We start from the raw sequence: 24,151 nt of genomic DNA on the forward strand, positions 1-24,151 counted from the left end.
CCATATATATGTGTCGCCGCCCATGGCGATGCCGAGCAAATAAGTATCGGAGGAGCAAGAGTATGTGTGCAGTAGCTGCATCTGAAGTGGCACTGGAACCCAGTGTTCAGCAATTCATCGACACCCCGCGCAAAATGCTGATCGGCGGCCAGTGGGTGACCAGCGAATCGGGCAAGACCTTCGAGGTCTACAACCCGTCGACCGACCAGATCATTTCCCATGCTCAGGCCGCGGACAAGGCGGACGTGGACAAGGCCGTCAAGGCCGCGCGCCAGGCTTTCGACAACGGTCCGTGGACCAAGATGTCGCCGGCCGAGCGCGGCCGCATCATCTGGAAGATCGGCGACCTGATCATGGATTACCAGGAAGAGCTGGCGCAGCTCGAATCCCTGGATAACGGCAAGCCGATCTCCATCGCCCGAGCCGCGGACGTGCCGCTGGCCTCGGAGATGTTCCAGTACATGGCCGGCTGGGCGACCAAGCTCAACGGCACGCAGATCGGCATTACCGTGCCTTATGCGCCGGGCGCGGAATGGCATGCCTATACCCGTCGCGAGCCGGTCGGTGTCTGTGGCCAGATCATTCCCTGGAACTTCCCGCTGCTGATGGCGGCCTGGAAGCTCGCCCCGGCCCTGGCCTGTGGCAATACCGTGGTCATGAAGCTGGCCGAGGAAACCCCACTGTCGGGCCTCAAGCTCGCCGAGATCATGCAGGAAGCCGGCGTGCCGGACGGCGTGGTCAACATCATCACCGGCTTCGGCGAAGAGGCCGGTGCCCCGATCGCGGCGCATCCGCAGGTCGACAAGATCGCCTTCACCGGTTCCACCGAAGTGGGCCGTCTGATCGTCGATGCCGCCAAGGGCAACCTCAAGAAGGTGTCGCTGGAACTGGGCGGCAAGTCGCCGAACATCGTGCTCGCCGACGCCGATCTGGAAAAGACCATCCCGGGGGCGGCCAACGCCATCTTCTTCAACCACGGCCAGTGCTGTGCGGCCGGCTCGCGCCTGTTCGTGCATGAGTCGATCTACGACGAAGTGGTCGAAGGCGTGGCCGATTTCGCCCGCAACATGAAGATGGGCCCCGGACTGGACCCGGAAACGCAGATGGGTCCGCTGGTATCGCGCACCCAGTTCGACCGGGTGACCGGCTTCCTGGATTCGGGCAAGAGCCAGGGCGCACGCGATGCAGCCGACGGTGGGCGCATGGATCGCGAGGGTTATTTCGTCAAGCCGACCGTGCTGGTCGACGTCAAGGACGACATGGAGGTGTTCCAGGAAGAAATCTTCGGGCCGGTCGTGACCGCCTCCAAGTTCTCGGATCTGGACGAGGACCTGATCAAGCGCGCCAACGACACGGTGTTCGGTCTGGCCTCCGGCATCTGGACCCAGGACATCGGCAAGGCCCATAAACTGGCCTCGCAGATCCGTGCCGGTACGGTCTGGGTCAACTGCTACAACATCTTCGACGCGGCGCTGCCGTTCGGCGGTTACAAGCAGTCCGGCTGGGGCCGTGAGATGGGTGAGCAGGTGCTCAACAACTACACGGAATGCAAGGCCGTGACGGTCGCTTTGTAAGCGAACCCGCTAACGGCAACATCCGCTAGCAGACAAGCCGGCTGTCGCGTTCGACGACAGCCGGCTTTTTTTCGCCCACGCGCCGACGCGCAACGACCGTACATATCGTCGATATCTACTGAAAGCTGACTGCCTGACACGGCCTGCGCTATCGTGGCAAAAAAACCGGCGATCATCATCGACCGGAGCAGATGTCTGCGGACAACCCGCGCCCGATCGCCAGGATGACGTCATCGCGCCCGTTGCAGCGGGCGCGTGCGAAAAGAGGATTGAACGTGGAATCACGGCCTATAAAGGTCCTGCTCGTCGACGACCACAGCGTCGTACGCGCGGGTTATGGCCGCCTGCTCAAGCTGGCCGACGATATTGAGGTCGCCGGCGAGGCCGACAGTGGCGAACGCGCCTATGCGGCCTGCCGCCAGACCGATTTCGACGTCATCGTCATGGACCTCTCGCTGCCCGGTATGAGCGGTATCGAGGCGACCAAACGCATTCTGAGCCGCTACCCCGGCGTGCGGATACTGGTGTTCTCGGTACACGAGGAAGCGATTTTCGTGCGTCGCGCCCTCGCCGCCGGTGCGACCGGCTATATCAGCAAGCGCGCGGTTTCCGACGTGCTTGTGGACGCCGTACGCGCGGTGGCCAGCGGCCAGCATTATGTCGACGAGCAGCTCGGCGACTACGGCCAGACCACGGCGACCAACCCGCTCGCCAGTCTTTCGTCGCGCGAATTCGAGATCTTCCGTCTGCTGGCCTCCGGTGCCAACGTGAACAGGATCGCCGACGAACTGTTCCTCAGCCCCAAGACCGTGGCCAACCACACCACGCGTCTGCGCAACAAGCTCGGCGCCAGCGGCACCGCCGATCTCACCCGGCTGGCGATTCGCACCGGCGTGGTCAGCCTCTGAGTGCCCGGATCCGCGCATAGGCCCGTATCGGCAGCGACCCACGACGCCCTCGGCGGCGTCGCCATGGCCCATCGCGGCAGCCGAATCCTGTCGGCTTGCATCACGGCCGCCCCGGCTCGGATAGACGGCCGACACAGGCAGCCCGATACCCGATTGGCATGGCGTATCGCATGAACACCCGACTACGCCTTCGGCAACGGCTGATGATCTCGGTCACGGCCATGCTGGCCGTGATTCTGCTGGCCGCCACCGCGATCGTGGTGGCCAACGCCCATGGCGCCATCGCCGACGAAATGCACTCGAGCGTCACGCTGGCCTCGGACATCATCGAGGCCAGCCTTACTGCCGGCGAGGACGGCGTCAGCGCGGCCCATCGACTGGACGAGATCGGCCACCTGCGTCATCTGTGTGTCTCGCTCATCCAAGGCCACAGCGAGGAGCCTTCCTGCCCGTCGAAACCCGTACCCACGGCGCCCGCATGGTTCACGGCCATCACCCGTCCGGATACGCTGCCCGAGCGCCGGATCCGGGTCGCACCCGATCTGCAGATCCGGATTCTGGCCGACCCCGAAGACGAGATCGACGAGACCTGGCACGACACCCGCGGCCTGATCGGCCTGCTGCTGGTCTTCTATGCCGCCATTCTGGCGATCGTCTACCTGCTGATGGGGCGCGCCATGGTGCCGGTACGCCGTATCGACGCCGCGCTGCAACGCATCGAGCACGGCGATTACGCAATCCGCCTGCCCCGCTTCTCGTTGCCCGAGTTCGACGGCATCGCGGCCCATTTCAATCACATGGCCGAGACCCTGGCCACCACCCGCGACGAAAACCACCGCTTGCGCGATCACTCGCTGCAGATTCAGGAAGACGAACGCCGCAATCTGGCGCGTGAACTGCACGACGAACTCGGCCAGAGCCTCACCGCCATTCGCGCCGACGCCGCCGGCATTCTGGCGCGCGGCGACACGCTGCCCGCCGGAGTGCCCGAGTCGGCACGGGCGATCGCCGATGTCGCCGCGCGTATCTACGATCAGGCGCATCTGATGATGCGTCGCCTGCGCCCGCCGGGTCTCGATGAACTGGGCCTGGCGGCCGCGCTGGAGGAGCACGTCGCCGGGTGGCAGCGCAGCCGGCCCGATATCGTCTTCGTATTCGACTGCGACGGCGACGACGACATCGCCCCGGCGGTCGCGATCCATGTCTTCCGGCTAATTCAGGAAGCGCTCACCAACGCGCTGCGCCACGCGCACGCGCAGCGGATACGGGTGGAGCTGGCCATCGGCGACGATCGGCTGGATGTCTGCGTGGTCGACGACGGCCACGGTTTCGACACCCTGCAGCGCGCGCCCGGCCTGGGTTTGTCGGGCATGCACGAACGTATCGAACTGCTCGGCGGCCGGTTGCGCATCAGCAGCGGCGCCCGAAAAGGCACCCGAATAGACGCCTCGATCCCCCTGACCGCCGAGGCCTCGTAAATCGGGAGTTTTTCCCATTGCTCCGGGCACCGGGCATTGGGAATACTCCAATACAAGCGTGTCACGCGCATGAATAAAAAAGGGGGAGCAATGCACAACAGGATAAGGGTCGGCCTGTGCCTGGCCGCAGGCACGCTGTGTAGCACGACCGCGATCGCGCAGTCGTCGGAACTGGGCAGCATCGAGGTCATCGGCGCCACACCGTTTTCCGGCAGCGATATCGACGCGGACCGTTATCCGGCCAATGTCCAGCACGCGGGCTCCCAGGATATCGCCGACTCGGAGACGCTCAACATCAACCAGTTCCTGCGTGACGAACTGGGCAGCGTCCACGTCAACGACGCCACCAACAATCCGTTCCAGCCCGATCTGAGCTATCGCGGTTATACCGCCTCGCCGCTGCTCGGCCTGCCGCAGGGCCTGTCCATCTATCAGGACGGCGTGCGTATCAACGAGCCGTTCGGCGATACCGTCAACTGGGATCTGATCCCGCAGGTGGCGATCGACTCCATCGATCTGATTCCCGGCTCCAATCCGCTGTTCGGCCAGAACACGCTGGGCGGCGCGGTGTCGGTCAAGACCAAGACCGGCTTCACCTATCAGGGCCGAGAACTGGAACTGTTCGGCGGCAGCTTCGGACGCTTCGGCGGATATTTCCAGGCCGGTGGCAACGACGGCACCAACGGCTGGTATTTTGCCGCCCAGGGCCTGTCCGAGGATGGCTGGCGCGACTTCTCCGACTCCGATGTGACCCAGCTGTTCACCCAGTTTTCGACCATCACCGACAACGGCACGCTGGATTTCTCGATCACCGCGGCGGACAACACCCTGCGCGGCAACGGCGCCATCCCGCAGGAACTCGCCGACGCCGAAGGGCGTGATTCGGTATTCACCTATCCGGACGAAACCAAGCCGGACATGGTGATGTTCAACCTGCGCGGCACCCAGGACCTCACCGACGACTTCACCCTGGCCTGGGGCACCTACTATCGCCGCAACGAGATCAGCACCTTCAATGGCGATGGCTCCGAATTTGGCGCCTGTGAAGGCGCCGGCAACGCCGGCCTGCTCTGCGAAGAGGAAGAAGGCGGCGGCGAGGAAGAGATCATCTACGATGACGCCGGCAACGCGGTCGCCGCCGGCTCGAACGTGCTCGGCGGCACCCAGAACACATCGCAGACCAAGGAAAACGGCTTCGGCCTCAACGTCCAGGGTCGTCAGGACGGCGTGCTCGGCGGCAGTCTGATCGTGGGCACCAGCCTCGATTACGCCAGCAGCCAGTTCTTTTCACAGACCGAACTCGCCAGCCTCACGGACGATCGCGGCACCATCGGCAGCGGCATCATCTCGGGCGATTCCCTCACCGGCGTGAGCGCACACAACAGCACCGCCAGCCTGTTCTTCCAGCAGCGCGTGCCGATCACCGACAAGCTCGAAGGCACGTTCGCCGGGCGCTACAACCGCACCGCCATCTCGCTGCACGACACCTCGCCCGACGTCGAATTTGCCGGCGCGAATGACGACGACGAGGACGACCTCAGCCTGAGTGGCGATCACGAGTTCAAGCGGCTCAATCTGTCCGGCGGCCTGACCTACGCGATCAACGATCGACTGACCACCTTCGGCAGCATCTCGCAGTCCTCGCGTGCACCCTCGCCGGTCGAGCTGACCTGCGCCAATCCCGACGCACCCTGTCGTCTGCCCAACGGCTTCGTGGATGATCCGCCCCTCAAGCAGGTGGTCACCACCACCTATGAAATCGGCCTGCGCGGCGGCACCGACACCCTGCACTGGCGTGCGTCCGCGTTTCGCTCCGACAACCAGGACGACATCCTTTTCATCGCCGCCGAATCGCGCTTCGAAGGCTATTTCGACAACGTCGGCAAGACCCGCCGCCAGGGCCTCGAACTGGGTCTGGACTGGCAGCTGGCCGAGCGCTGGCTGGTGTCGGCGAACTACACCTATCTGAACGCCGAATTCCGCGACGCGTTCCGCAGCAACTCGCCCAACCATCCGGTCCGCGATCCGGACGACGAAGACCTGCCCGCCGCGCGTACCCAGCAGGTGGAATCGGGCGATCGCATCCCGCTGATCCCGGAGCATCTGTTCAACGTCGGCGTCGACTGGTTGGCCACCGACAAGCTCAAGCTAGGCATGGACGTGGTCGGCAACGGCGACCAGATCTATCGCGGCGACGAGTCCAACACCGACAGCGAAAAAGTCGGCGGCTACGCCATCGTCAACGCCAACGCCTCCTATGCCTGGACCGACCGCATCACCACCTTCGTGCGCGTCAACAACCTGCTCGATTCAGACTACGAAAGCTTCGGCCTGTACGGCGAATCCGACGAAGTCCTCGAAGGCGATCGCTACGAAGACGCCCGCCGCTTCATCGGCCCGGGCGCGCCGTTCGGTATCTGGGGCGGGGTAAGAATCGAACTCTAGCGCATAGACAATCCATTCAGGAGTCTCCTCCGCAAGCGGTCTGTCGACGATCCCTCCTCCCCTTTAGGGACGTCGTCGGATCGCTTGTTTTTTCAAGCACATGATCCGCGATCACCACAACGGAGCAGCCATGCGTAGAGCATTACTGACCGCCCTGATCGCCATGCCACTGGCCCTGGCTCTGGGTGCGACGCTCCCCGCCATGGCCGACGCGGACGACCTGATTCCGCCGACGAGTGCCTGGAAGCCGCACATAACGTTCACCAGGGTGATTTCGTCAAGGTCGAATATCTGAGCGTGAGCCCCAAGGGCGTGCCGACCTACGAAATCGAACTGCGCGACGAAGCCGGCACCGAATGGGAGCTGATGTGCAACGCGCGCACCGGCGATATCTACGAACTCGAGACCGAAGTCGACTCCCCGCAGGACCCGACTTTCGCCAGCACCGCCAAGATCAGCGAGGACGAAGCACGCAAGACCGCGACCGATCGCTTCGGCGGCGAGATCGTCGAAATCGAATACGAGATCGAAGCAGACGGCTCGCCCACCTATGAAATCGATCTCGCCCAGCCCGGCCAGAACAACGAATTCAAGGTCGAAGTGGACGCGGTGACCGGCGATATCATCGAGATGTCCGTCGAGGAATGGCAGATCGGCGAAGAGCCCAGCGAGGAAGTCGCCGCCTCCGGCGACGAGGCGCAGACCTAAACGCCGTCCAAGTGATCAAGCCGCGGTGCGAAGGAAACAGACTCTACCCTCGCTACCAGCGGCCTGACGGTGTCGGCCTCATGGGCAAAACCATGCGATGGCTGGCGATATGGAGCGCCAGCCATCAATCTTTCGCCACCGATGGCGCGCTTTAGCCATGCTAAATTGCCGCAAGACACGTCATCTAGCGTGGCATGCGATGAGCGCGACACAGACGCCTGACAACGAGTTCTTCCGGTTGATCGGCAACGGCGCCATCGAGTCGCAGGTAATCGCTCAGCACCTGCACGTCGACAAGATCCAACTGGCCGACGTGCTCGGCGTCAGCGTTGATTCACTACGGCGCCGCGACGTCGAACGCGCCGCAAGTGTTCAGACCCGCCTGCGCGACATGATCGAAATCATCAACCAGGCCCAGCCTGCGGCCGGCTCGAGAAATCAGGCCTTTGACTGGAACAGCCGCTGCCCTCCTTTGGCGGGCGGACCGCCGAAGAACTGGTAAAAGAAGGCAAGGCCGCAGTGGTGAAGGGCTACCTCGCACGGATCAACGAAGGCGGCTATCAGGTGAGTCTGGCGAGCGGTCGCTCGCCCGCATAACCCACCCTGTTCGACCGCCAGCGGCACCTAACAGCTTCAGCATCGGGTTCAGGGTTTGGCATTCAAGTCCACTGCGACACGCTGTGGTAAATGATACCGAGAGCCGCTTGCCCAAGTACGACGTGTGATAGACCTCAAATGCTTCGGCAGGTGACGACCCAAAGCGGGCTCCGAGCAAGTCGATGACGTTAACCCAACTTCCCTGCGGCACGGGGTAGAGCGCACGCCAACATGCCCATGACTGGGCTTCAAATCCAGGAGGACATCTGCCCCCACTCCTCCCCAATGTGGTCGGCGCTGGGCCGTTAACACCACTAGGAAGCCAAATTCGACTTCATCTTTCGTGCGGTTTGCATACAAACAGACCAGATAATCAACTGATCCAGCATGTCGCCAAGCGTCGCTGCGAGTCCGTCGGCAGGAACGAATACACCCGAGGCAAAAGACGGGATCATTTGAACTGCAGGCTGCGCGCGGACCGTGGCTACCTGGAGTTCGGCGAGCACCAGCCGGAGAGCTTCGGCGGCCCGGACGCCGGCGGCCCACCCGCCGTAGCTGACGATGCCCGCCGCTTTGTCGTTCCATTCCCGATAGACATAGTCCAGTGCGTTCTTGAGCGCGCCGGGAAACGAGTGATTGTACTCCGGCACGACGAACACATAACCGTCGAAGCTCTCTATCAGCTGACTCCATTCGCGGGTGTGGGCGTGCTTATACTGCTGATGGTTGGGATTGCCCGGTTCGTCCAGATTACCGAGGTCATGGTCTGCGAGATCGACCAGTTCGTAATCCGCGTCGCCGCGCTGGTGTAGGACATTCATCACCCAGGCGGCGATCTGATCACCCCTGCGGCCGGGCCGGGTGCTGCCGAGAATGATGCCGATACGCAGTGCCATCATCGCTCCAGTTTATGAGTTGATGCATCAACTTTATGCTGCTGAAGTTGATGCGTCAACTGTTAGTCGTTATGATCCTTTCATGACAGAATCTGGTTCGCTGGAGCCCGAGCAGTGGGCGCTGTGGGATACGTGGATGCACGCCCAGCGCCTTCTCACTCGGGAAATCGATCGCCAATTGCAGCGTGAGTTCGGCATCTCGAAGGCCGAATTCAGCGTGCTGGTCACGCTTTTGCGGAGTCCCGATAGCGGCGCGCGGGTCATGGACCTCGCCCAGTCACTGTGCTGGGAAAAAAGCCGGGTTGCCCACCAACTGACGCGGATGGAAAAGCGCGAACTCGTGGCACGGGTCGGCGGCGCGAGCGGACGACGCACCGGCATTGAACTGACGCCGGAAGGGCGCAGCCTGGCGAAAAGCGCCATCACCATGCACGCAGACAATGTCCGGCGTTTTTTCCTCGATACGCTTTCAACAGAGCAGGCTTGTGCTATTCGCGCCTGGAGTGAATCCATGGTCAAACATCTCGGACGTCACGACGCCGATGCCGACGACAGCGATTGATTCGATGCGTGGACTATGTCTGCAGCGTGCACGGCATATCCATCTTCGCCTCGGGCCGTCAGAACAGTGGAAAAGCCAGGCCGTTGGGCCGCAATGAGGAGTTTTCGATGGTCTTGGAGACGATAGCCGTGATCGCTGCTGGATTATTTGCCGGAGCGGCTGCTTATATAAATATCGTCCAGCATCCTGCGGCCGTTCGTCTGGGTACATCACAGGCGGTCGCATTTTTCGCCCCGATGTACGCAAGAGCGGCGCCGCTTCAGGCGTCTCTGGCCATGATCGGTTCTCTGGCCGGATTAGGGTCATGGTGGGCAGGAAGCGGTCTGGGCTGGTTGGTGGGTGCGTTGTGCTTAGCTTCGGCAATACCGTTCACGCTCGTCGTCATGAAGCCCGTCAACGACCGATTGAAAAATCCATCGCTGGACGCGAGGTCCGACGAAGCGAAACAGCTATTGGTCAAATGGTGGCGCCTTCATGCAGTCCGTAGCGTCGCAGGTCTGTTGTCGTTTCTTGTTTTTGTGCTTTCGCTTCCAGGCTCTTGACTGCAAAACAGCCCAACCGATCACTGCGTGACTTTTGGAGCGCTACGTCACCTCGGTTTCGCCAGCGATTCAGTGCCAGGCGACGGGAACGCGAATACGGGGACAGACCCAGTGCCAGTTTGCGCCTGTGCCTGCCGGAATCGTTGCGCTAGGCGCTTTCAATGAACAGATTTCGAGCATTTCGATGGGTGAATTTCTCTCGAGCCTCATCGTCGGGAAGTTCGGCCAGAAAACCGTCGACCGCCGCCCGCGTCGGTTGATGAAATGGGTAGTCGGTGGAGAACAGCAGGCGATCGATGGTCGTTGCTTCCAGCGCGTGGCGAAGCAACGTGGAATTCAACATTCCGGAGTTCGTTATGTGGATATTTGAGCGGATATAGTCCGACACCTTTCGTTCCAGGCTCGCGATGCGAGACAGACTGTCTACCCGGTCTTGCCAGAAGAGCAGCAATTCACCCCAGTGACCCAGAACGATCTGCAGTTCGGGATACCTGTCGAATGTGCCTCGAACGATAAGACGAAGCGCTGCCAGGGCGGCTTCCAGATGCCAGCCCCAGCCAAAAGTTGCGAGCCCGAGTTCGGTCATCGGGTCGAAACCGCTATACACGGCCTGTCGAACAACGGGCGGCGCGATCTGGGGATGAATGAATACCGGTTGCCCCAGCGCGGCTGCGGCCTCGAAGAGTTCTTCATAGCACGGGGCGTCGAGTGGGACATCCCCGGTCCGACCGTAGACCATCGCGCCCACGAACCCGAGCCCGGCGGCGCGTTCGAGTTCCTCGACCACCGCCGCCGGCGCGCTCATCGGCAGCGTGGACATGGCCCGAAAACGCGATGGGTGTCTGCGCACGGCATCGGCAGCCGCATCGTTGGCGAGTCGACTGAGCGATAGCGCCTCCGATCCGGCAAGCGCCTGCGTCGCCGGGGGCACCAGGGACATAATCTGCATGTCGATGCCCTGGCTATCCATCGCTGCAATCCGATCGCTCCCCGTCGCTTCCAATCGCCGCAGATTGTCGCCCATCTCATTGAAAGCCACGCTTTCATCGCGGTGCGTTGCGGGGAGCGCCTTGAGTGCGGCGGCGATTTCAGGCGTATTCCAGTGCTCTTCGATCGCGATGAGGGTCATATCGTTCTCCTTGGGCAAAGCCGGATAAGGCCTGATATAAATATGAACGGCCTCCTTGCTTTGCGCTCCTCGAGGTTTGAAGTTCGCGTTGTTTTGCCCGGTGAATGGATATTGTCGACAACGACAATCGACGTGCCGTAAAAAGACCGTCTATCCCGTTATCGCGACGCTCTCGTCGGGCGAGGCCTGCCAGTAGCCGTAAGCTTGCGAAACCCGCTGAATCTTTTCGAGATCGGCGGGCGAAGGCGGCCGGCATTCGTCGCCCGGCTGTACCAATTGGCCCGCCTCACGGAAGAACCGGCCGAGGCGGTTGTTCGTGACCAGAATCAAATCGGCGGACTGGTTCGCGGTATTGCGTAGCGCATGCCGGACACCGTCCGTCAGAAGCACGTTCCGGCCCGTTTCGATCGTTCGCCAGCCGGGCGTGGCGTCGAACACGAATGCCTCGATCTGCCCGTGCAATACATACAGGCATTCGGGATCCGCGTGGCTGTGCAGAGGAACGCTCCCACCAGCGGCCATGGCCGTTCGAAACAGCGCGGTATCGGCATCCGCCTGTCCCATGCGGACAATCAATTCGAATCGTGCGCCCGCCATGTCGATCAGCTCGGTCGTGGCATGTGCATCGTTTTTCATTGTTACCTCGTCGGTCGGAGCCGCAGCGCCGCTAGTGGCCGCTTCATGGATGACCTGCCGGCTGTGCTTGTCCTCATTAAGTCGCGCGTTCGTTGCCTGTTGCGTTGGAAACCGGTTCAGTCGAACAGCGCGAGGTCTATGCAGTCGCCCATGTGAAGATAACCGGGGTCGCTTGGGTGGAGGTGATCGCCGCAATCCCACTCGGGCCGCATCCGGGCGGGATGCGTCGGATCGCGCAACGCGGCTTCGAAATCAATCACCGCGTCGAAGGCGCCGCTGTCGCGAATCCAGGTGTTGATCGCCTGCCGCGTTGCTTCGCGCTCGGGGTGTAAAACCCGCCTCTGAAGGTTTCGTGCTCCCACGGGATAAGCGTGCCGCCGAAGATCTTGAGCCCGGACGAGTGCGCGCGCTCGACCAACTGGTGCAGACCAGCAATCATCTCGCTGGCGGTGACCTCTTCTGCTGGATCGGCGTGACTGTTGCGCAGGTCGTTGATGCCGATCAGCACGATGACGTGCGTCACGCCCGGCTGCGCCAGCACATCGCGGTCGAAGCGACGCAGACCGTTGTCGCCGCGTCGATCGTGCAGCAGCCGGTTGCCGCCGATACCCTGGTTCACCACGCCCAGCTGGCGAGCGCCCTGTCGCGCCGCGAACCGCCGCGCCAGCTGATCGGGCCAACGGTGGTTCGCGTCGAGCTCCGAGAGATTGCCCTCAGTCAGCGAGTCGCCGAACGCCACGATGCCGCCGACTTCTCGCGGCGCCAGTACGTCGACCCCGCTGACGAACAGGAACGCTTCGGTGTCCTGCTGAACGGGCAGCGCGGGCTCGGCGGTGAAGTCGCCAGGCCGCGAGATATAGTTGCTCTGGTGTGCATTCGAGTGTCCAGTCAACCGAAAACGCTCGGGCAGATCGCCCGGGAGATAGACACTCACGGCCAGGTCGCTGAGCGGCGGTGCGTCCAATGTGACCGGATCGCTCACCGCCAGCGCGCCGGCGGGAATCGTGGTGGACGCAGACCCGTTGAATGTCAGGGCACGGTTCGAGTCCGGCGCCACGCTTGCGCCCGCGTCCCGGAGCCCGAGACGGGCGGCGCCGATAACGAGATCACGATCGCCATAGGCATTGGAGATGCGCACGCGCAGACAGTCACCGCCGATGCTGATGCGGGTAATCATACGAAGCGTCTGACCGGCGAGCGCTACGCCCTCCATCGGATCCGGCGTCGTCGCCCAGGTGCCGACCCAGTGCATGGATTCGTCTTTACTCATGATGATTGTCCTTACGGGTTCTCGTCCGAACTTTGCTGCACACGATCGTGGTTGTCGTCACGGCCGAGCGTAGCGAACGGATAATCCGTATAGCCTTCGTGGGTGCCGCCGTAAAAGGTGTCGTCGTTCGGTTCGTTGAGCGCGACATGGTGATACCAGCGGCTCGGCAGATCCGGATTGGCGATGAACAGGCGGCCGATCGCCACGGCGTGACACCAGCCGTCGGCGATGGCCTTCGCTGCCGTTTCGGCTGAATAGTCGCCGTTGGCGACATAGAAGCCATGCCAATGCTTGCGGATCGCCTCGATCGTCGCCGCCTTGTCCGGATCGCTGTCGATCCCGTCGAAGCTCTCGATGAAATGCAGATACGCCAGGCCGCGTTTGTCGAGTTCGTCGACCAGATAGCCATAAAGCTGCTGCGTGTCGGGCTCGTCGACATCGTGTACCTCGGCGTTCGGCGACAGGCGAATGCTCACCCGGCCGGCGCCGATTTCCTGAATGACGCGATCCACCACGCGCAGCGTGAGCCGGCAGCGGTTCTCGATTGCGCCGCCGTAGTCGTCGGCGCGCGTGTTGGATCCCTGGTGCAGGAACTGATTGAGCAGATAGCCGTTGGCGGAATGGATTTCCACGCCGTCGAAACCGGCTCGCACGGCGCAGCGCGTGGCGTGCGCGTAGTCCTCGACGATTTCGTCGATCTCGTCGACCCCGAGCGCTCTGGGGGTGGAGACGGCTTCGAAACCCTCATGGGTGAATGTCCGGGCATCTGCACGAATGGCGCTCGGCGCCACCGGCGGCTCGCCGGCCGGTTCGATCGAGGTATGACGGATTCGCCCGACGTGCCCGAGCTGACAGTAGATACGCCCGCCGCTGGCGTGAACGGCGGCCGTGATCGGTTGCCAGCCCGCCACATGGCTGTCGTTATAGATGCCGGGTGTCTTGATATAGCCCTTGGCGAGCGGCGAGATGTCGACGGCCTCGGAAATGATCAGGCCCGCCGAGGCGCGCTGGGCGTAATAGATCGCCGCGTGCGCCCAGGGGGTACCGTCGTCGTGGGCGCGATTGCGGGTGAGCGGGGCGAGAAACACCCGGTTCGGAACAACCAGATCGCCCATGTTGTGCGGCATGAAGAGATTGTCGTGTGGCATGGCTGACGGGTCCTCGTGATGAGAAGGCGGGTGGCGTTGAGGTCATGGAACGGCTCAGTGAAACGCCATCCCGCCGTCCACGGTCACGATCTGGCCGGTCATGAACCCCGCCGCTTCGCTTGCCAGGAAAACGCAGGTGCCGGAGAGATCCTCGGCCCGCTCTTCGCGCTGGATACATCGTGTATCGACGATGTGGGAGAGCATCTCGTGCGGATAACCGCTGTTATTTTTAATGCCTTCGGTCACCGTCATGCCGGGCGCGATGCCGTTCACCGTGATCCCGTCACCGCCGAGTTCCCGGGCGAGTGAGCGCGTCATCACGGCAATCGCGCCCTTGCTCGAGAAGTAGTGCAGGTTGTATGGCACGGCCTGGAAGACGACGGCCGAAGTCAGGTTGATGATCCGGCCCCATTGCTGTTTGCGCATATGCGGGGCCACGGCCTGACTGCACAGGAACGGCGCCAGGGTATTGGTCGTCATGACACGCGCCCATTCCTCGGCGGTGATTTCTTCGAATGGCTTGGGCGTAAGTCCAGAGGCCAGTGCCGCGTTGTTGATGAGAATGTCGACCCCGCCGTGGCGTGCCTCGATATCGGCGACACAGCGCTGAACGCTGGACGGGTCGGTGACATCGCAGTGGATCTGTTCGATGCCGGGCGTATTCCCGCCGTTAGCGTTCCAGGCGATATCGGCGCCGAACACGCGGGCGCCGTTCTCGGCGAGGTCTTTCGCAATGGCGGCACCGATGCCGGTTGCCGCGCCGGTGACGAGTGCGGTCTTTTGTTCAAGGCTCATGGTCTAATCTCCGGCTTGTCATGGGCTGCGTTTTCCGCAAGACGGCGTCCCGTATGGAAAATTGCCTGCCGATTCGCTTTTCGGTGTAGTGTCGCGGCGAGCGACGGACCGGGTTGCTGTCGCCTTGTCAGAATAAGTTCACTAAACTAACTGTTAGACAGACTAATAACTGGAGCCGAGATGTCAAAGGACCGCTTCGGACGATACGTCGTGCGGGCGCAACGGTTCGGCGCACGAACCGTGCTGTTTCAGGATGCGGCCGCGCGCCGTCTCGATCTCACGGCCACGGAGCTCGAATGCTTCCGGCTGGTGCAGCACGAGGGCCCGCTGACGGCGACGGATCTGGCGCGTGAAACGGGGCTGACCCGCGCCTCGTTGAGCGTGATCGTCGACAAGCTTGTGTCGCGCAAGCTACTGGGGCGCGAACAGGATCCGAACGACCGCCGCCGTTGGATTCTGCGGCCGAATCCGGGGGCCATTGCGAAGGTCGAGGCAATCTATGCGGCGCATGCAAGCCGGGTCGAAAAACTGCTGGACGAATACACTGAGGAGGAGTTCGAAGTCGTTCTCCGCTTCATGGAGCAGCTTGCCGACGAGTTGAAGAACACGGCAATCCGCCTGACCCAAGGCGAGGCTGCGCGTGAGCCAGGCAAGATGTGATCACCGCTTGCTCGTGGAATACGGCATGTGCTCAGCCACGGAAACGCGCAAGGTAAACAGCATCAGGTCTCGCGTTTCGTGTCGATCCCGAAACAGCTGAATCCGAAAGCGCATTCAACCCTGCTTCTCGGCTGCGTGGGTTTCCAAAGCTAGGTGACCGGTGGGAGTCGTCCCTATAAAACCGGACGCGCGTTCTCATTACGTCGCGCCTGTCTAAATTTACGCGCTGAGCACATATTGATCGCTTTGCGCGGATAATTATTCGAATACTTGGGCGTAAGAACCGCTAAATGGCCGAAAACGGCCATAGACCAGCGCGGTTCTTCCAAGACGTTTACCCCTTCCGCCGCACCAGCCCTCGCTGCGGGTCATAACCCCAGACCGCGATGGCGAAGAACACCACGAGCGCGCCGGTGACCACGGCGAGCGAGATCCAGTTGATCTGCCCGTACATCGCAAAGCGCACCAGTTCGACGCCGTGGGTGAACGGATTGAAGCGCGACAGCTGGTAGATGACCTGGGCGCCGGACTCCTTGAGCCGCCAGAGCGGGTACAGCGCCGGCGACAGGAAGAACATCGGGAAGATGACGAAGTTCATGGTGCCGGCGAAGTTTTCCAGCTGCTTGATATACACCGACAGCAGGAGACCGAGCGCGCCCAGCATGAGGCCGGTGAGAATCAGCGCCGGCAGAACGGTGAGCAGGCCCGGCCACCAGGGCAGATCGACGCCGAACAGGGCGCAGACCACGAGAAAAGCATAGGCCTGAAGCACCGACAGGAAAGTGCCCGCGGCGAGCTTGCAGGCCAGCAGCACGGAGCGCGGCAGGGGCGCGGTGAGCAGCAGGCGCATCAGCCCCATCTCGCGGTCGTAGACCATCGCCAGCGACGATTGCATGCCGTTGAACAGCAGCACCATGCCGAGCAGACCGGGCACGACATAGACCTGGTATTCGATATAGCTGTCGTAGGGCGGCAGCACGGAAATACCGAATACGTTCTTGAAGCCGGCGGCGAAGATGAGTAGCCACAGGCTCGGGCGCACTACCGCGGAGGCCAGGCGCCCGCGTTGGTGCAGGAACTTGACCGTCTCGCGCGAGGAGACGGCGAGGAGCGCTTCGAAGACATGACTAGCGCGTGGCATGCGTTATCTCGTTGCGGGCCGGTTTCATGGCGCCTCTCCAAATTGGGCTTTGCAGGCGCTTTCGCGTGCGTCGAAACCCAGCGTGTTCAGATAGTTCTTGGGGTCGAGAAAGCCTTCCAGCGGGGCCACGTCGACCACCCAGTTGCCGCTGCCCAGCAGGATCGGCTGGCCGAGTTGGCCGTTGAAATGCCGGAACGCCATGCGAAAGCCCTTGAAGCCGTCGAGGTCGATGTCGTCGCTGAGGATGTAGTCGCGCAGCGCCTTGTAGTCGGTGGACTCGGTTCGCTGCACGCCGGCCACGATCGCCTTGACCGCGACCCAGGCGGCCCAGTCGTAGGCCGTCATCTTGTGGTCGGCCTTGCGCTCCAGGCGGTGATTGAGCTGGCGCGCGCCATGCTTGTTCCATGCCCAGTGCCAGGCCTGCGGCACCAGCCCCGCGCTGCCCACGACCGGGCGCGGATGCTGCACGGCGTAGTTCGCCGCACGCGAGAATTCGCCCTCGCTGTCCGCGATGTAGACGGCGTCGTAATCCAGCCCGGAGGTAATCAGCTTGGGATTGTTCTTCTCGCGCTCACGCGGGTTGTTGCCGAGGATGAAGTCGCGCGTGGCGACAATATCCAGACCGAAGCGCTTGGCCGAGCGTTCGAAAGACGAGGCCAGCACTGCGTCCTCCCGCAGCGGGCCACGCAGCAACAGTATCTTGTTCCACTGACGCGAAACCAGATATTGGGCCAGCGCGTCGTTGCGCATGGCGTCGCTGGGAATGGTGTGCAGCAGGTCGGCGTTGCAGTATTGCCCGCGCAGACGGTCGTCCTGAGCGGAGACGTTGAAGAAGGTCATGTCGCCGGCATCGAACTCCGAGGCGACGCGGGCGATCGTGCCGGCCGGCAGATCCAGCAATACGAAATGCGTGCCCGCCGACTGCATCTTGCGGATGGCGGCCAAGACTTCGTCCGTATTCGAGACCAGCTTTTCGTCGAGCGCGAATTTCACCCCGGCGGCCATGCCGGGAAACTTGGATTCGTCGAGCGCGACCTGTGCGCCGGCCAGCGGGCGGCCCCAGGGCTCGCCCTGGAACTGCTGTTCCACCCGGGCCTCGGAATAACGCGGGTCGTCGTTCCAGCCGATATAGCCGAAGGTGAAGGCCTTGAGGCCGCCATCCGTGGCCGGCGAGGCCGCCGACGACGGCGCCTCGTTCGTGCCCGCGTCATCGGTAGACTGCGCCTGCACCGGCAGCGCCGCGCACAGCAACGCCACACAGACGACGCGCAGCCAGGTGTTCACGGGGCGCCGGCCACTCATGACGAACCGGCAGGCGTATCGACGACGACGCTATGCGGTCGCCGGCCGGCCGGAATCGATCGCAGCTGTTTCTTGTTGGCGATATCCACGATCGACATATCGTCCGACAGGCCGTTCGTCACATACAGCTGGGTGCCGTCGTTGGACAGCGCCACGCCCCAGGCGCGCGCGCCCACCAGCACGTAGTCCTCGACTTCATGCGTGTCGGCGTTGACGAAGGCGACATGGTTGGCGCGACCCAAGGTGACGAACGCGCGCGAGCCGTCCTCGGACAGGGTGATGCCGACCGGGGTCACGTCCTCGGCACGAAAGCCCTTGGGCTCGAACTTGATCGTATCCGCGACCTTGTTGGTCTGGGTGTCGATGATGCTCACCGAGCCCGACAGTTCGTTGGTCACCCACAGATGCTTGCCGTCGCCGGTCAGCGCGAAGCGCCGCGGCCGGTTGCCGACCACGATATTGGCTTCGATCTCGTTGCTGTCGAGATTGATCTTGTGAACGATGTTCGCCACCTCGGACGTCACGTAGGCGGTCTTGCCATCGGGGGCCACGAGCACGCCCTCGGGTTCCTGGCCGACGTCGACCTTGGACACCACATTCTTGGAGGCGAGATCGTAGATCGTGAACTGCGCATCGTCCTCGTTGGAGATATACAGACGCTTGTCGTTGGGGCCGATGGCGAAGATCTCCGGATCGTCGATATCCGGAATCCGATCGACGACCTTCATCTGCTTGACGTCGATGACGTCGATCGCGTCGCCGTCGCCGCAGGCGACATAGACCTTCGTGTGGTCGGGCGAGAACGCCAGCCAGCGCGGGCGCTCTTCGGTCTTGATCTTCTTGATCGGCTCCAGCGTCTTGCCGTCGAAGACGGTGACGATATCGTCGTCCTCGCTGGACACGAACAGGTTGCCGGTGCCGGCCGCCCAGATCGACGGACTCGCCACCATGACGACCGCAGCCAGCGCGGCACCGCTGAGAATCTTGTTGGGGATCAATCGCATCAGACGGTCTCCTCTTTCTCGGGGGGCGTCTCGCCGGTCAGGACCAGAAAGGCCTCGCCGAGCGTCGCCGTATCGGTTTGTTCGCACAGGGCACGCGGCGTGTCGACGGCGATGCGCTGGCCCTTGTGCAGCACGATCACGCGGTGGGCGCGCTCGGCCTCGTCGACCAGATGGGTGGCCCAGAGCACGCCCATGCCGCGCTCGCGACACAGCTGATGCACGTAGTCGACCAACAGTTCGCGCGAACCGGGATCCAGACCCACGGTCGGCTCGTCCATGAGCAGCAGCGCCGGCTCGTGCAGCAGCGCACGCGCGAGTTCGATCTTGCGGCGATTACCGCCCGACAGCGCCCGGGCCGGGTCCTTGGCCCGCTCGGCCTGGCCGATACGATCGAGTTCTTCGGCGATGCGTTTTTTCGCGACGCCGCCCATGCCGTGCAGGCGGGCATGAAAACGCAGGTTGGCGACCACCGACAGGTCCAGATCGAGCGTGGGCTGCTGGAACACCACCCCGAGCTTGGCGAGCGCGGCGCGCGCATCGTGACGCATGTCGTGGCCGGCGACCTCGATCTCGCCGGAATCCGGCACGAACAACCCGGTCAGCAGTTGGAACAACGTGCTCTTGCCCGCGCCGTTAGGACCCAGCAGCGCCACGAACTCGCCGCGCGGCACGGTCAGCGACAGCGTATCCAGCGCCTTGAGCGCGCCGTATGACTTGCTTACGGCATTGACCGACAGCGCCACGGCCGATGGCACGTGTTGCGACTCGCTCATGGGGTTTCCTCGTCGTTATTCCTGGGGTCGTCGTACGGATCGGTGCGTTTCGACGACCCGTCGATTATGCCGGACAGCAGTTCCGGATGACGGGCCAGCAGCGTTTGCTGGGCATGGGCCACCTCGGCGCTTTCCAGATCGCGGCCGCGCTCGATATCGACACGGTAGTCGAGCAGCACGCGTGCCGGCGAGTCGCCCATGAACAGAATCCGGTCGGCGAGCGCCAGCGCTTCGCGCAGGTCGTGGGTGACGAACAGTACCAACGGCCGGTGGCGTTCGCACAGGGCAAGCAGCGCGCGCCGCAGGCGATTGCCGGTGGGCATGTCCAGCGACACGAACGGCTCGTCCATGAGCAGCAGCCGCGGCTCGACCGTGAACGCGCGCGCCAGCGCCACTCGTCGTTGCATGCCGCCCGACAACTGGTTGGGCCAGACATGCAGCGCGTGGCCGAGGCCGACCTCCTCGAGCAGCGTGGCCGCACGCGAGACGAACCCCGGTTCGTCGGCCTCGCGCTGGGCCTCGACCAGGCGCACGTTGTCCAGCGCCGACAGCCAGGGCATCAGACGCGGCTCCTGAAACATCATGCCCAGGCGCGCCGGCGAGTGGCCGGGCGCGGACAGCGGCGCGCCATCCCAGGTGATCTCGCCGAGATAGTCGCTGTCCAGACCCGCCACCAGACTCAGCAGCGTGCTCTTGCCGGCGCCGGAGGGCCCGACCAGGGCCACGAAATCGCCCGAGTCGGCGTGAATATCGACCGAACCGATTACCGGCGTGCCGTCGAAGGCTTTCTCCCGCAGCGCGATATGCAGGCCCTGCCGTGGGTTGTCCGTGCTCATCCGCGCCACCGTGTGAGCCGGTTTTCGAGCGGCCGCATGAGCACCGCCTCGATCAGCAGAACCACGCCCGCGAACGCCAGCGTGTAGGCCAGGATGCTGGTGATATCGAAGAACTGGTAGAACACGTGCAGTTGAAAGCCCACGCCGTTACTGCGCCCGAGCAGTTCGACCACCAGTACGATTTTCCAGATCAACGCCAGGCCGCTGCGCGCGGCGGCCATGAGATAGGGATACAGCTGCGGCAGAAACACACGCCGCAGCGTCACGATGCGCGGCACGCGATAGGCCTGGGCCACCTGCAGCAGGCGCGGGTCCACCGCGCGCGCGCCTTCGCGCACCATCACGATCACGGTCGGAATCTTGTTGAGCGCGACCGCGGCCACCGCGGCGACGTCGTTCAGACCGAACCACAGATAGCAGAGAATGATGGTCACCAGCGCCGGGATATTAAGTCCAAGCACCAGCGCGCCATCGAGAACCAGATCGAGCTGGCGATAGCGCCCCATGACGATGCCGATCGCCGTGCCGATCGCCATGGCCAGCAGGAACGCCACGGCCACACGCGCGAGCGTGATCGACAAGTGGTACGGCAGATCGCCCGACAGCGTATGCGTGATCAGGCTCAACAGCACCGCCCAGGGCGTGGGCAGCACATCGCTTTGCGCGATCCAGGCCACGACCTGCCAGATCAGGGCCAGCGCCAACAGCGACGCGGCCCGTATAAGCCAGCGACGCTTCATGGCAAGCGGAAGCCATCCCAGAAGACATCCGGCGACAGCTGCTTGGCGCCGCCGGTGAGTTGGCCGTCGCTTTCCTGCGCGAGAATATTGAACAGCTGTCCGGCCGCCGCGATTTCGGCCGCGCCATAGTGATGGATGATGCCGGCGCGATAGCCGTCACGAATGGAGGCGAACACGGCGTCGCTTTCCGGTTTGATCATTTCGCGCAACGGTTCCCAGGCGTCGTCGGAGTCGGCCAGAATCTGCTTGGCCTGCATGCTGGCCTTGAAGAATGCCTGCAGATCCTCGCGATGATCCGCGGCCCATTCCTCGGAGAACACCCAGCCCAGCAGCGGCGGAACCGTGTCGATACCCAGCCCCGACAGCATCTGCTTGACGGTGAGCAGCGGCTTCATGCCGAGCGCCGACAGGCGCGCGTTGTAATGCCAGAAATTGATCGCCGCCGGCAGTTCGCCGTCGAGCAGCAGGCGGTTGATCATCGGCGGCGCGGCGAAGGTGGGATCGAGCGCTTTTTCCAGATCCTCGTTCTCGGTCTTGTGCGCATAGGCACGCAGCAGCAACCAGGTCTTGTCGACCGGCCCGCCAGCGATGCCGAGCTTCTTGTGATCGAGATCCTTGAGCGAGGTCACCCCCGACCCGGGATTGACCATCACCGCGCCCACGGCCTTTGAATACGGCACGAACTGATAGTCGCGATCCTGGGCACGCTGGTGCGCGGCCCACAGCCAGTCCGAGACGATCAGATCCACGCGGTGGCCCTGCAGGGCGACCGCAAGCGCATTCTCGGAGGCCAGCGGCACGATCTCGAGCTTGATACCGTTCTTCTCGGCCAGCTCATGCCGCTCGATGGTGTCCATCTCCCAGCTGACGGTGCCGAACTTGAGCACGCCCACGCGCAGGGTGGTATTCGCGCCCTCGTCGGCCCCGGAACAGCCGGCCAGCAACAACGCGATCAATACCGCGCAGGCGAGCAGCAGCCGGCGTTCGAACCTGCCGGATCGTTTCATTCTCTCTCCTGTCCGCGCGTGTCGACAGGGTCGCGCTCGCGCGGTCGCATTATGTGCCGACACTGTGGCCGTGCGGCTTTTTATGGATCGCGAACCGGACGTGGCGACGAGCAGCGCTCGTCATGTTTTGCCGGACGATTTCAGCCAGTGTATACGACTAAATTGCACGCTAACTATGACTGCGCGCAAGTCGTTGCGAAGCGATCCACCACAACCCTGAAAACGTTGCAGCGCAACATTTGCAAGACATCGTCCGCGCTGCGCATATTCCGCATCCAGATGCTTGCCGGGCGCGCCCGTGCGGGGTAGTTTGACGATTCATGAAACCTCGTACGCAACATATTTGCTGGCTGTTGATCGCTCTGCCGTGTGTCGCCTTGAGCAACGTGCACGAGAACGGTGCCGAGCTGGCCTCGGCGTGTACCGCCTGCCACGGCACCGGCGGCCAAAGCCAGGGCGCGGTACCCTCGCTGGCCGGCATGAAAGCGGCGCGGTTTTCTGAACGCATGCAGGCGTTCAAGACCGGTGATGGCACGATCATGAATCGTATCGCGCCCGGCTACGACAGCAGAGAAATCGACATGCTCGCCCGCTATTTCGCGGCCCAACCCACAGCGACCTCCGATGAAGCCGGCGACAAATAACCGGCGCCGCAGCGTGCTGCGCGGGCTCGCCGGCGCGAGCGTGCTTGCCGCGGCCGGACTGCCGCCGTTCGCCACCGCTGCGTCGAAGGCGAAAGTGGTGATCGCGGGTGGCGGTTTCGCCGGTGCCAGCTGTGCGCTCGCCCTGCGTCGTTTCGCGCCCGGGATCGACGTCACGCTCGTCGACCGACAGCCAACATTCGTCACCGGTCCGTTCTGCAACACGGTGGTTTCCGGCGTCAATCCGCTGTCAAGGATCACCCAGACCCACGACGGGCTCATCGCGGCCGGCGTGCACATGATCCACGCCGAGATCGATGGCGTCGATCCCGCGGCCCGCAGCGTGCACCTGGCGGACGGCCGGCGCATCGGCGGCGACCGGCTGGTGGTCGCCCCCGGTATTGATTTCGACTGGCACGCCATCGACGGCTACGGCCCCGACGCGGTGACCCGCGTGCCCCATGCCTGGCCCGGCGGGGCCGAGCAGCTCACCCTGCTGCGCGAACAGTTGCACGGCATGCCCAGCGACGGGCGCGTCGTGATCACGGTGCCGGACAATCCCTACCGCTGCCCGCCCGGCCCCTATGAGCGCGCCAGCCTGATTGCCTGGTTTCTCAAGCAGCACAAGCCGAAGGCGACGGTCACCCTGCTCGATGCCAAGGACCATTTCTCCAAGGAGCCGTTGTTCCGCATCGGCTGGGATACGCGCTATCCGGATCACGTGCGCTGGCACGGCCGCCGCGAGGGCGCGGCCGCGGTGGCGGTCGACGTGGCCTCGAAGACCGTGACCACCGCCGGCGGCGACGAGTTCACCGCGGACGCGCTCAACGTGATTCCGCCACAGCGCGCCGGCCGGCTCGCGCTCGACGCGGGCCTGACCGACGGCGCCGGCTGGGTTCCGGTGGCGGCCCACGATTTCTCCGTACCGGGCCATGCCGGCGTGCACGTGATCGGCGACGCGACCCACGCCGAGCCGATGCCCAAATCCGGCTACGCGGCGAACATGCAGGCCAAGATCTGCGCGTTCGCAATCGCCCGCGAGCTGACCGGCCGAACGGCGGCCGAGACCAAGATGATCAACGCCTGCTACAGCCTGGTCGCGCCCGATTACGGCATCAGCGTGACCGAGGTGTATGCCTTGAACGGTGACAGTATTGCGGCCGTCCAGAATGCCGGCGGCATCTCGGCGCTGGCGGCGGATGAAACCACGCGCGAGGCCGAATCCGAATACGCGCGTTCGTGGTATCGGAACATCGTGCATGACAGCTTCGGCTGAGGGCACACTCGAATAACAAATCCATGCCGCGCACAAGCGACGGCATAAAAAAGAACAACGGCTCCCGCCCTGCGCAGGAACCG

General features: G+C 63.3%; 25 protein-coding genes. 12 read left to right on the forward strand and 13 right to left on the reverse strand.

The annotated features are described in order from the left end of the window. The first annotated feature begins 62 nt into the window (after nucleotides 1-62). The 7 genes from ACFOSU_RS05175 to ACFOSU_RS05205 all read left to right on the forward strand — a co-directional run bounded on the left by ACFOSU_RS05175 (nucleotide 63) and on the right by ACFOSU_RS05205 (nucleotide 7,615). Nucleotides 63-1,574, forward strand: a complete 1,512-nt coding sequence (locus ACFOSU_RS05175) for an aldehyde dehydrogenase family protein (protein ID WP_380687163.1) — start codon at nucleotides 63-65, stop codon at nucleotides 1,572-1,574. 275 nt (nucleotides 1,575-1,849) lie between these two features. Further along, the gene (locus ACFOSU_RS05180; protein WP_380687165.1) at nucleotides 1,850-2,482 is read left to right on the forward strand and encodes a response regulator; all 633 of its coding nucleotides are present in this window, start codon (nucleotides 1,850-1,852) and stop codon (nucleotides 2,480-2,482) included. A 170-nt stretch (nucleotides 2,483-2,652) separates the two neighbouring features. Then, a complete protein-coding gene (locus ACFOSU_RS05185) occupies nucleotides 2,653-3,960 on the forward strand; it encodes an ATP-binding protein (RefSeq protein ID WP_380687166.1) in 1,308 nt (435 codons plus the stop codon). A gap of 90 nt (nucleotides 3,961-4,050) precedes the next feature. Further along, complete coding sequence (locus tag ACFOSU_RS05190) at nucleotides 4,051-6,405, forward strand: TonB-dependent receptor (RefSeq protein WP_380687168.1); 2,355 nt, start codon at nucleotides 4,051-4,053, stop codon at nucleotides 6,403-6,405. Between the two features lie 130 nt (nucleotides 6,406-6,535). Next, entirely contained in the window at nucleotides 6,536-6,700 is a 165-nt protein-coding gene (locus ACFOSU_RS05195) for a hypothetical protein (RefSeq protein WP_380687170.1), read from the forward strand. Continuing rightward, on the forward strand, nucleotides 6,646-7,113 hold the full coding sequence (locus ACFOSU_RS05200) for a PepSY domain-containing protein (protein ID WP_380689164.1): 468 nt from the start codon (nucleotides 6,646-6,648) through the stop codon (nucleotides 7,111-7,113). The genes ACFOSU_RS05195 and ACFOSU_RS05200 overlap by 55 nt, the downstream gene beginning before the upstream one ends. Nucleotides 7,114-7,222: 109 nt before the next feature. Then, nucleotides 7,223-7,615 (forward strand): hypothetical protein, encoded by a 393-nt coding sequence (locus ACFOSU_RS05205; RefSeq protein ID WP_380687172.1) that lies wholly within the window; start codon nucleotides 7,223-7,225, stop codon nucleotides 7,613-7,615. A 409-nt stretch (nucleotides 7,616-8,024) separates the two neighbouring features. Here ACFOSU_RS05205 and ACFOSU_RS05210 read toward each other — a convergent pair whose 3' ends face one another. Beyond that, complete coding sequence (locus ACFOSU_RS05210) at nucleotides 8,025-8,606, reverse strand: NADPH-dependent FMN reductase (protein ID WP_380687174.1); 582 nt, start codon at nucleotides 8,604-8,606, stop codon at nucleotides 8,025-8,027. Between ACFOSU_RS05210 and ACFOSU_RS05215 the strand changes: the two genes are divergently transcribed. Then, the gene (locus tag ACFOSU_RS05215) at nucleotides 8,587-9,168 is read left to right on the forward strand and encodes a MarR family winged helix-turn-helix transcriptional regulator (protein WP_380687176.1); all 582 of its coding nucleotides are present in this window, start codon (nucleotides 8,587-8,589) and stop codon (nucleotides 9,166-9,168) included. The genes ACFOSU_RS05210 and ACFOSU_RS05215 overlap by 20 nt on opposite strands. Nucleotides 9,169-9,176: 8 nt before the next feature. Then, complete coding sequence (locus tag ACFOSU_RS05220; protein WP_380687178.1) at nucleotides 9,177-9,710, forward strand: DUF1772 domain-containing protein; 534 nt, start codon at nucleotides 9,177-9,179, stop codon at nucleotides 9,708-9,710. Between the two features lie 148 nt (nucleotides 9,711-9,858). Here the strand turns inward: ACFOSU_RS05220 and ACFOSU_RS05225 are convergent, their stop codons facing one another. The 5 genes from ACFOSU_RS05225 to ACFOSU_RS05245 all read right to left on the reverse strand — a co-directional run bounded on the left by ACFOSU_RS05225 (nucleotide 9,859) and on the right by ACFOSU_RS05245 (nucleotide 14,688). Beyond that, on the reverse strand, nucleotides 9,859-10,839 hold the full coding sequence (locus ACFOSU_RS05225; protein WP_380687180.1) for an amidohydrolase family protein: 981 nt from the start codon (nucleotides 10,837-10,839) through the stop codon (nucleotides 9,859-9,861). A 150-nt stretch (nucleotides 10,840-10,989) separates the two neighbouring features. Next, complete coding sequence (locus tag ACFOSU_RS05230; RefSeq protein ID WP_380687182.1) at nucleotides 10,990-11,475, reverse strand: cupin domain-containing protein; 486 nt, start codon at nucleotides 11,473-11,475, stop codon at nucleotides 10,990-10,992. 256 nt (nucleotides 11,476-11,731) lie between these two features. Further along, nucleotides 11,732-12,727 (reverse strand): GDSL-type esterase/lipase family protein, encoded by a 996-nt coding sequence (locus tag ACFOSU_RS05235; RefSeq protein WP_380687184.1) that lies wholly within the window; start codon nucleotides 12,725-12,727, stop codon nucleotides 11,732-11,734. A gap of 29 nt (nucleotides 12,728-12,756) precedes the next feature. Continuing rightward, complete coding sequence (locus ACFOSU_RS05240; RefSeq protein ID WP_380687186.1) at nucleotides 12,757-13,893, reverse strand: alkene reductase; 1,137 nt, start codon at nucleotides 13,891-13,893, stop codon at nucleotides 12,757-12,759. 54 nt (nucleotides 13,894-13,947) lie between these two features. Next, complete coding sequence (locus ACFOSU_RS05245) at nucleotides 13,948-14,688, reverse strand: SDR family NAD(P)-dependent oxidoreductase (protein WP_380687188.1); 741 nt, start codon at nucleotides 14,686-14,688, stop codon at nucleotides 13,948-13,950. Between the two features lie 180 nt (nucleotides 14,689-14,868). On the opposite strand from ACFOSU_RS05245, the gene ACFOSU_RS05250 reads away from it, so the two are divergent. Beyond that, nucleotides 14,869-15,348 carry a MarR family winged helix-turn-helix transcriptional regulator gene (locus tag ACFOSU_RS05250; RefSeq protein WP_380687191.1) on the forward strand — a complete coding sequence of 160 codons (480 nt, stop codon included), beginning with the start codon at nucleotides 14,869-14,871 and terminating at the stop codon, nucleotides 15,346-15,348. A 334-nt stretch (nucleotides 15,349-15,682) separates the two neighbouring features. On the opposite strand, the gene ACFOSU_RS05255 is transcribed toward ACFOSU_RS05250, so the two are convergent. The 7 genes from ACFOSU_RS05255 to ACFOSU_RS05285 are packed head-to-tail and all read right to left on the reverse strand — an operon-like array spanning nucleotide 15,683 to nucleotide 22,151. After that, the gene (locus ACFOSU_RS05255) at nucleotides 15,683-16,489 is read right to left on the reverse strand and encodes an ABC transporter permease (protein ID WP_380687193.1); all 807 of its coding nucleotides are present in this window, start codon (nucleotides 16,487-16,489) and stop codon (nucleotides 15,683-15,685) included. A gap of 24 nt (nucleotides 16,490-16,513) precedes the next feature. After that, on the reverse strand, nucleotides 16,514-17,773 hold the full coding sequence (locus ACFOSU_RS05260; protein ID WP_380687195.1) for an amino acid ABC transporter substrate-binding protein: 1,260 nt from the start codon (nucleotides 17,771-17,773) through the stop codon (nucleotides 16,514-16,516). A gap of 14 nt (nucleotides 17,774-17,787) precedes the next feature. Continuing rightward, nucleotides 17,788-18,795, reverse strand: coding sequence for a PQQ-dependent catabolism-associated beta-propeller protein (locus ACFOSU_RS05265; protein ID WP_380687197.1), 1,008 nt, complete (start codon nucleotides 18,793-18,795; stop codon nucleotides 17,788-17,790). Continuing rightward, a complete protein-coding gene (locus ACFOSU_RS05270) occupies nucleotides 18,795-19,568 on the reverse strand; it encodes an ABC transporter ATP-binding protein (RefSeq protein ID WP_380687199.1) in 774 nt (257 codons plus the stop codon). Before ACFOSU_RS05270 ends, ACFOSU_RS05265 begins: the two co-directional genes overlap by 1 nt. Then, nucleotides 19,565-20,404, reverse strand: coding sequence for an ABC transporter ATP-binding protein (locus tag ACFOSU_RS05275; RefSeq protein ID WP_380687201.1), 840 nt, complete (start codon nucleotides 20,402-20,404; stop codon nucleotides 19,565-19,567). The genes ACFOSU_RS05270 and ACFOSU_RS05275 overlap by 4 nt, the downstream gene beginning before the upstream one ends. Beyond that, a complete protein-coding gene (locus ACFOSU_RS05280; RefSeq protein WP_380687203.1) occupies nucleotides 20,401-21,144 on the reverse strand; it encodes an ABC transporter permease in 744 nt (247 codons plus the stop codon). The genes ACFOSU_RS05275 and ACFOSU_RS05280 overlap by 4 nt, the downstream gene beginning before the upstream one ends. After that, entirely contained in the window at nucleotides 21,141-22,151 is a 1,011-nt protein-coding gene (locus ACFOSU_RS05285) for an ABC transporter substrate-binding protein (RefSeq protein ID WP_380687205.1), read from the reverse strand. Before ACFOSU_RS05285 ends, ACFOSU_RS05280 begins: the two co-directional genes overlap by 4 nt. Before the next feature lie 386 nt (nucleotides 22,152-22,537). On the opposite strand from ACFOSU_RS05285, the gene ACFOSU_RS05290 reads away from it, so the two are divergent. After that, on the forward strand, nucleotides 22,538-22,795 hold the full coding sequence (locus tag ACFOSU_RS05290) for a c-type cytochrome (protein ID WP_380689166.1): 258 nt from the start codon (nucleotides 22,538-22,540) through the stop codon (nucleotides 22,793-22,795). Beyond that, on the forward strand, nucleotides 22,776-24,068 hold the full coding sequence (locus ACFOSU_RS05295; protein ID WP_380687207.1) for an FCSD flavin-binding domain-containing protein: 1,293 nt from the start codon (nucleotides 22,776-22,778) through the stop codon (nucleotides 24,066-24,068). The genes ACFOSU_RS05290 and ACFOSU_RS05295 overlap by 20 nt, the downstream gene beginning before the upstream one ends. Nucleotides 24,069-24,151 lie beyond the last annotated feature (83 nt).

The organism is Salinisphaera aquimarina (genome assembly GCF_042643355.1).
GTDB lineage: Bacteria > Pseudomonadota > Gammaproteobacteria > Nevskiales > Salinisphaeraceae > Salinisphaera > Salinisphaera aquimarina.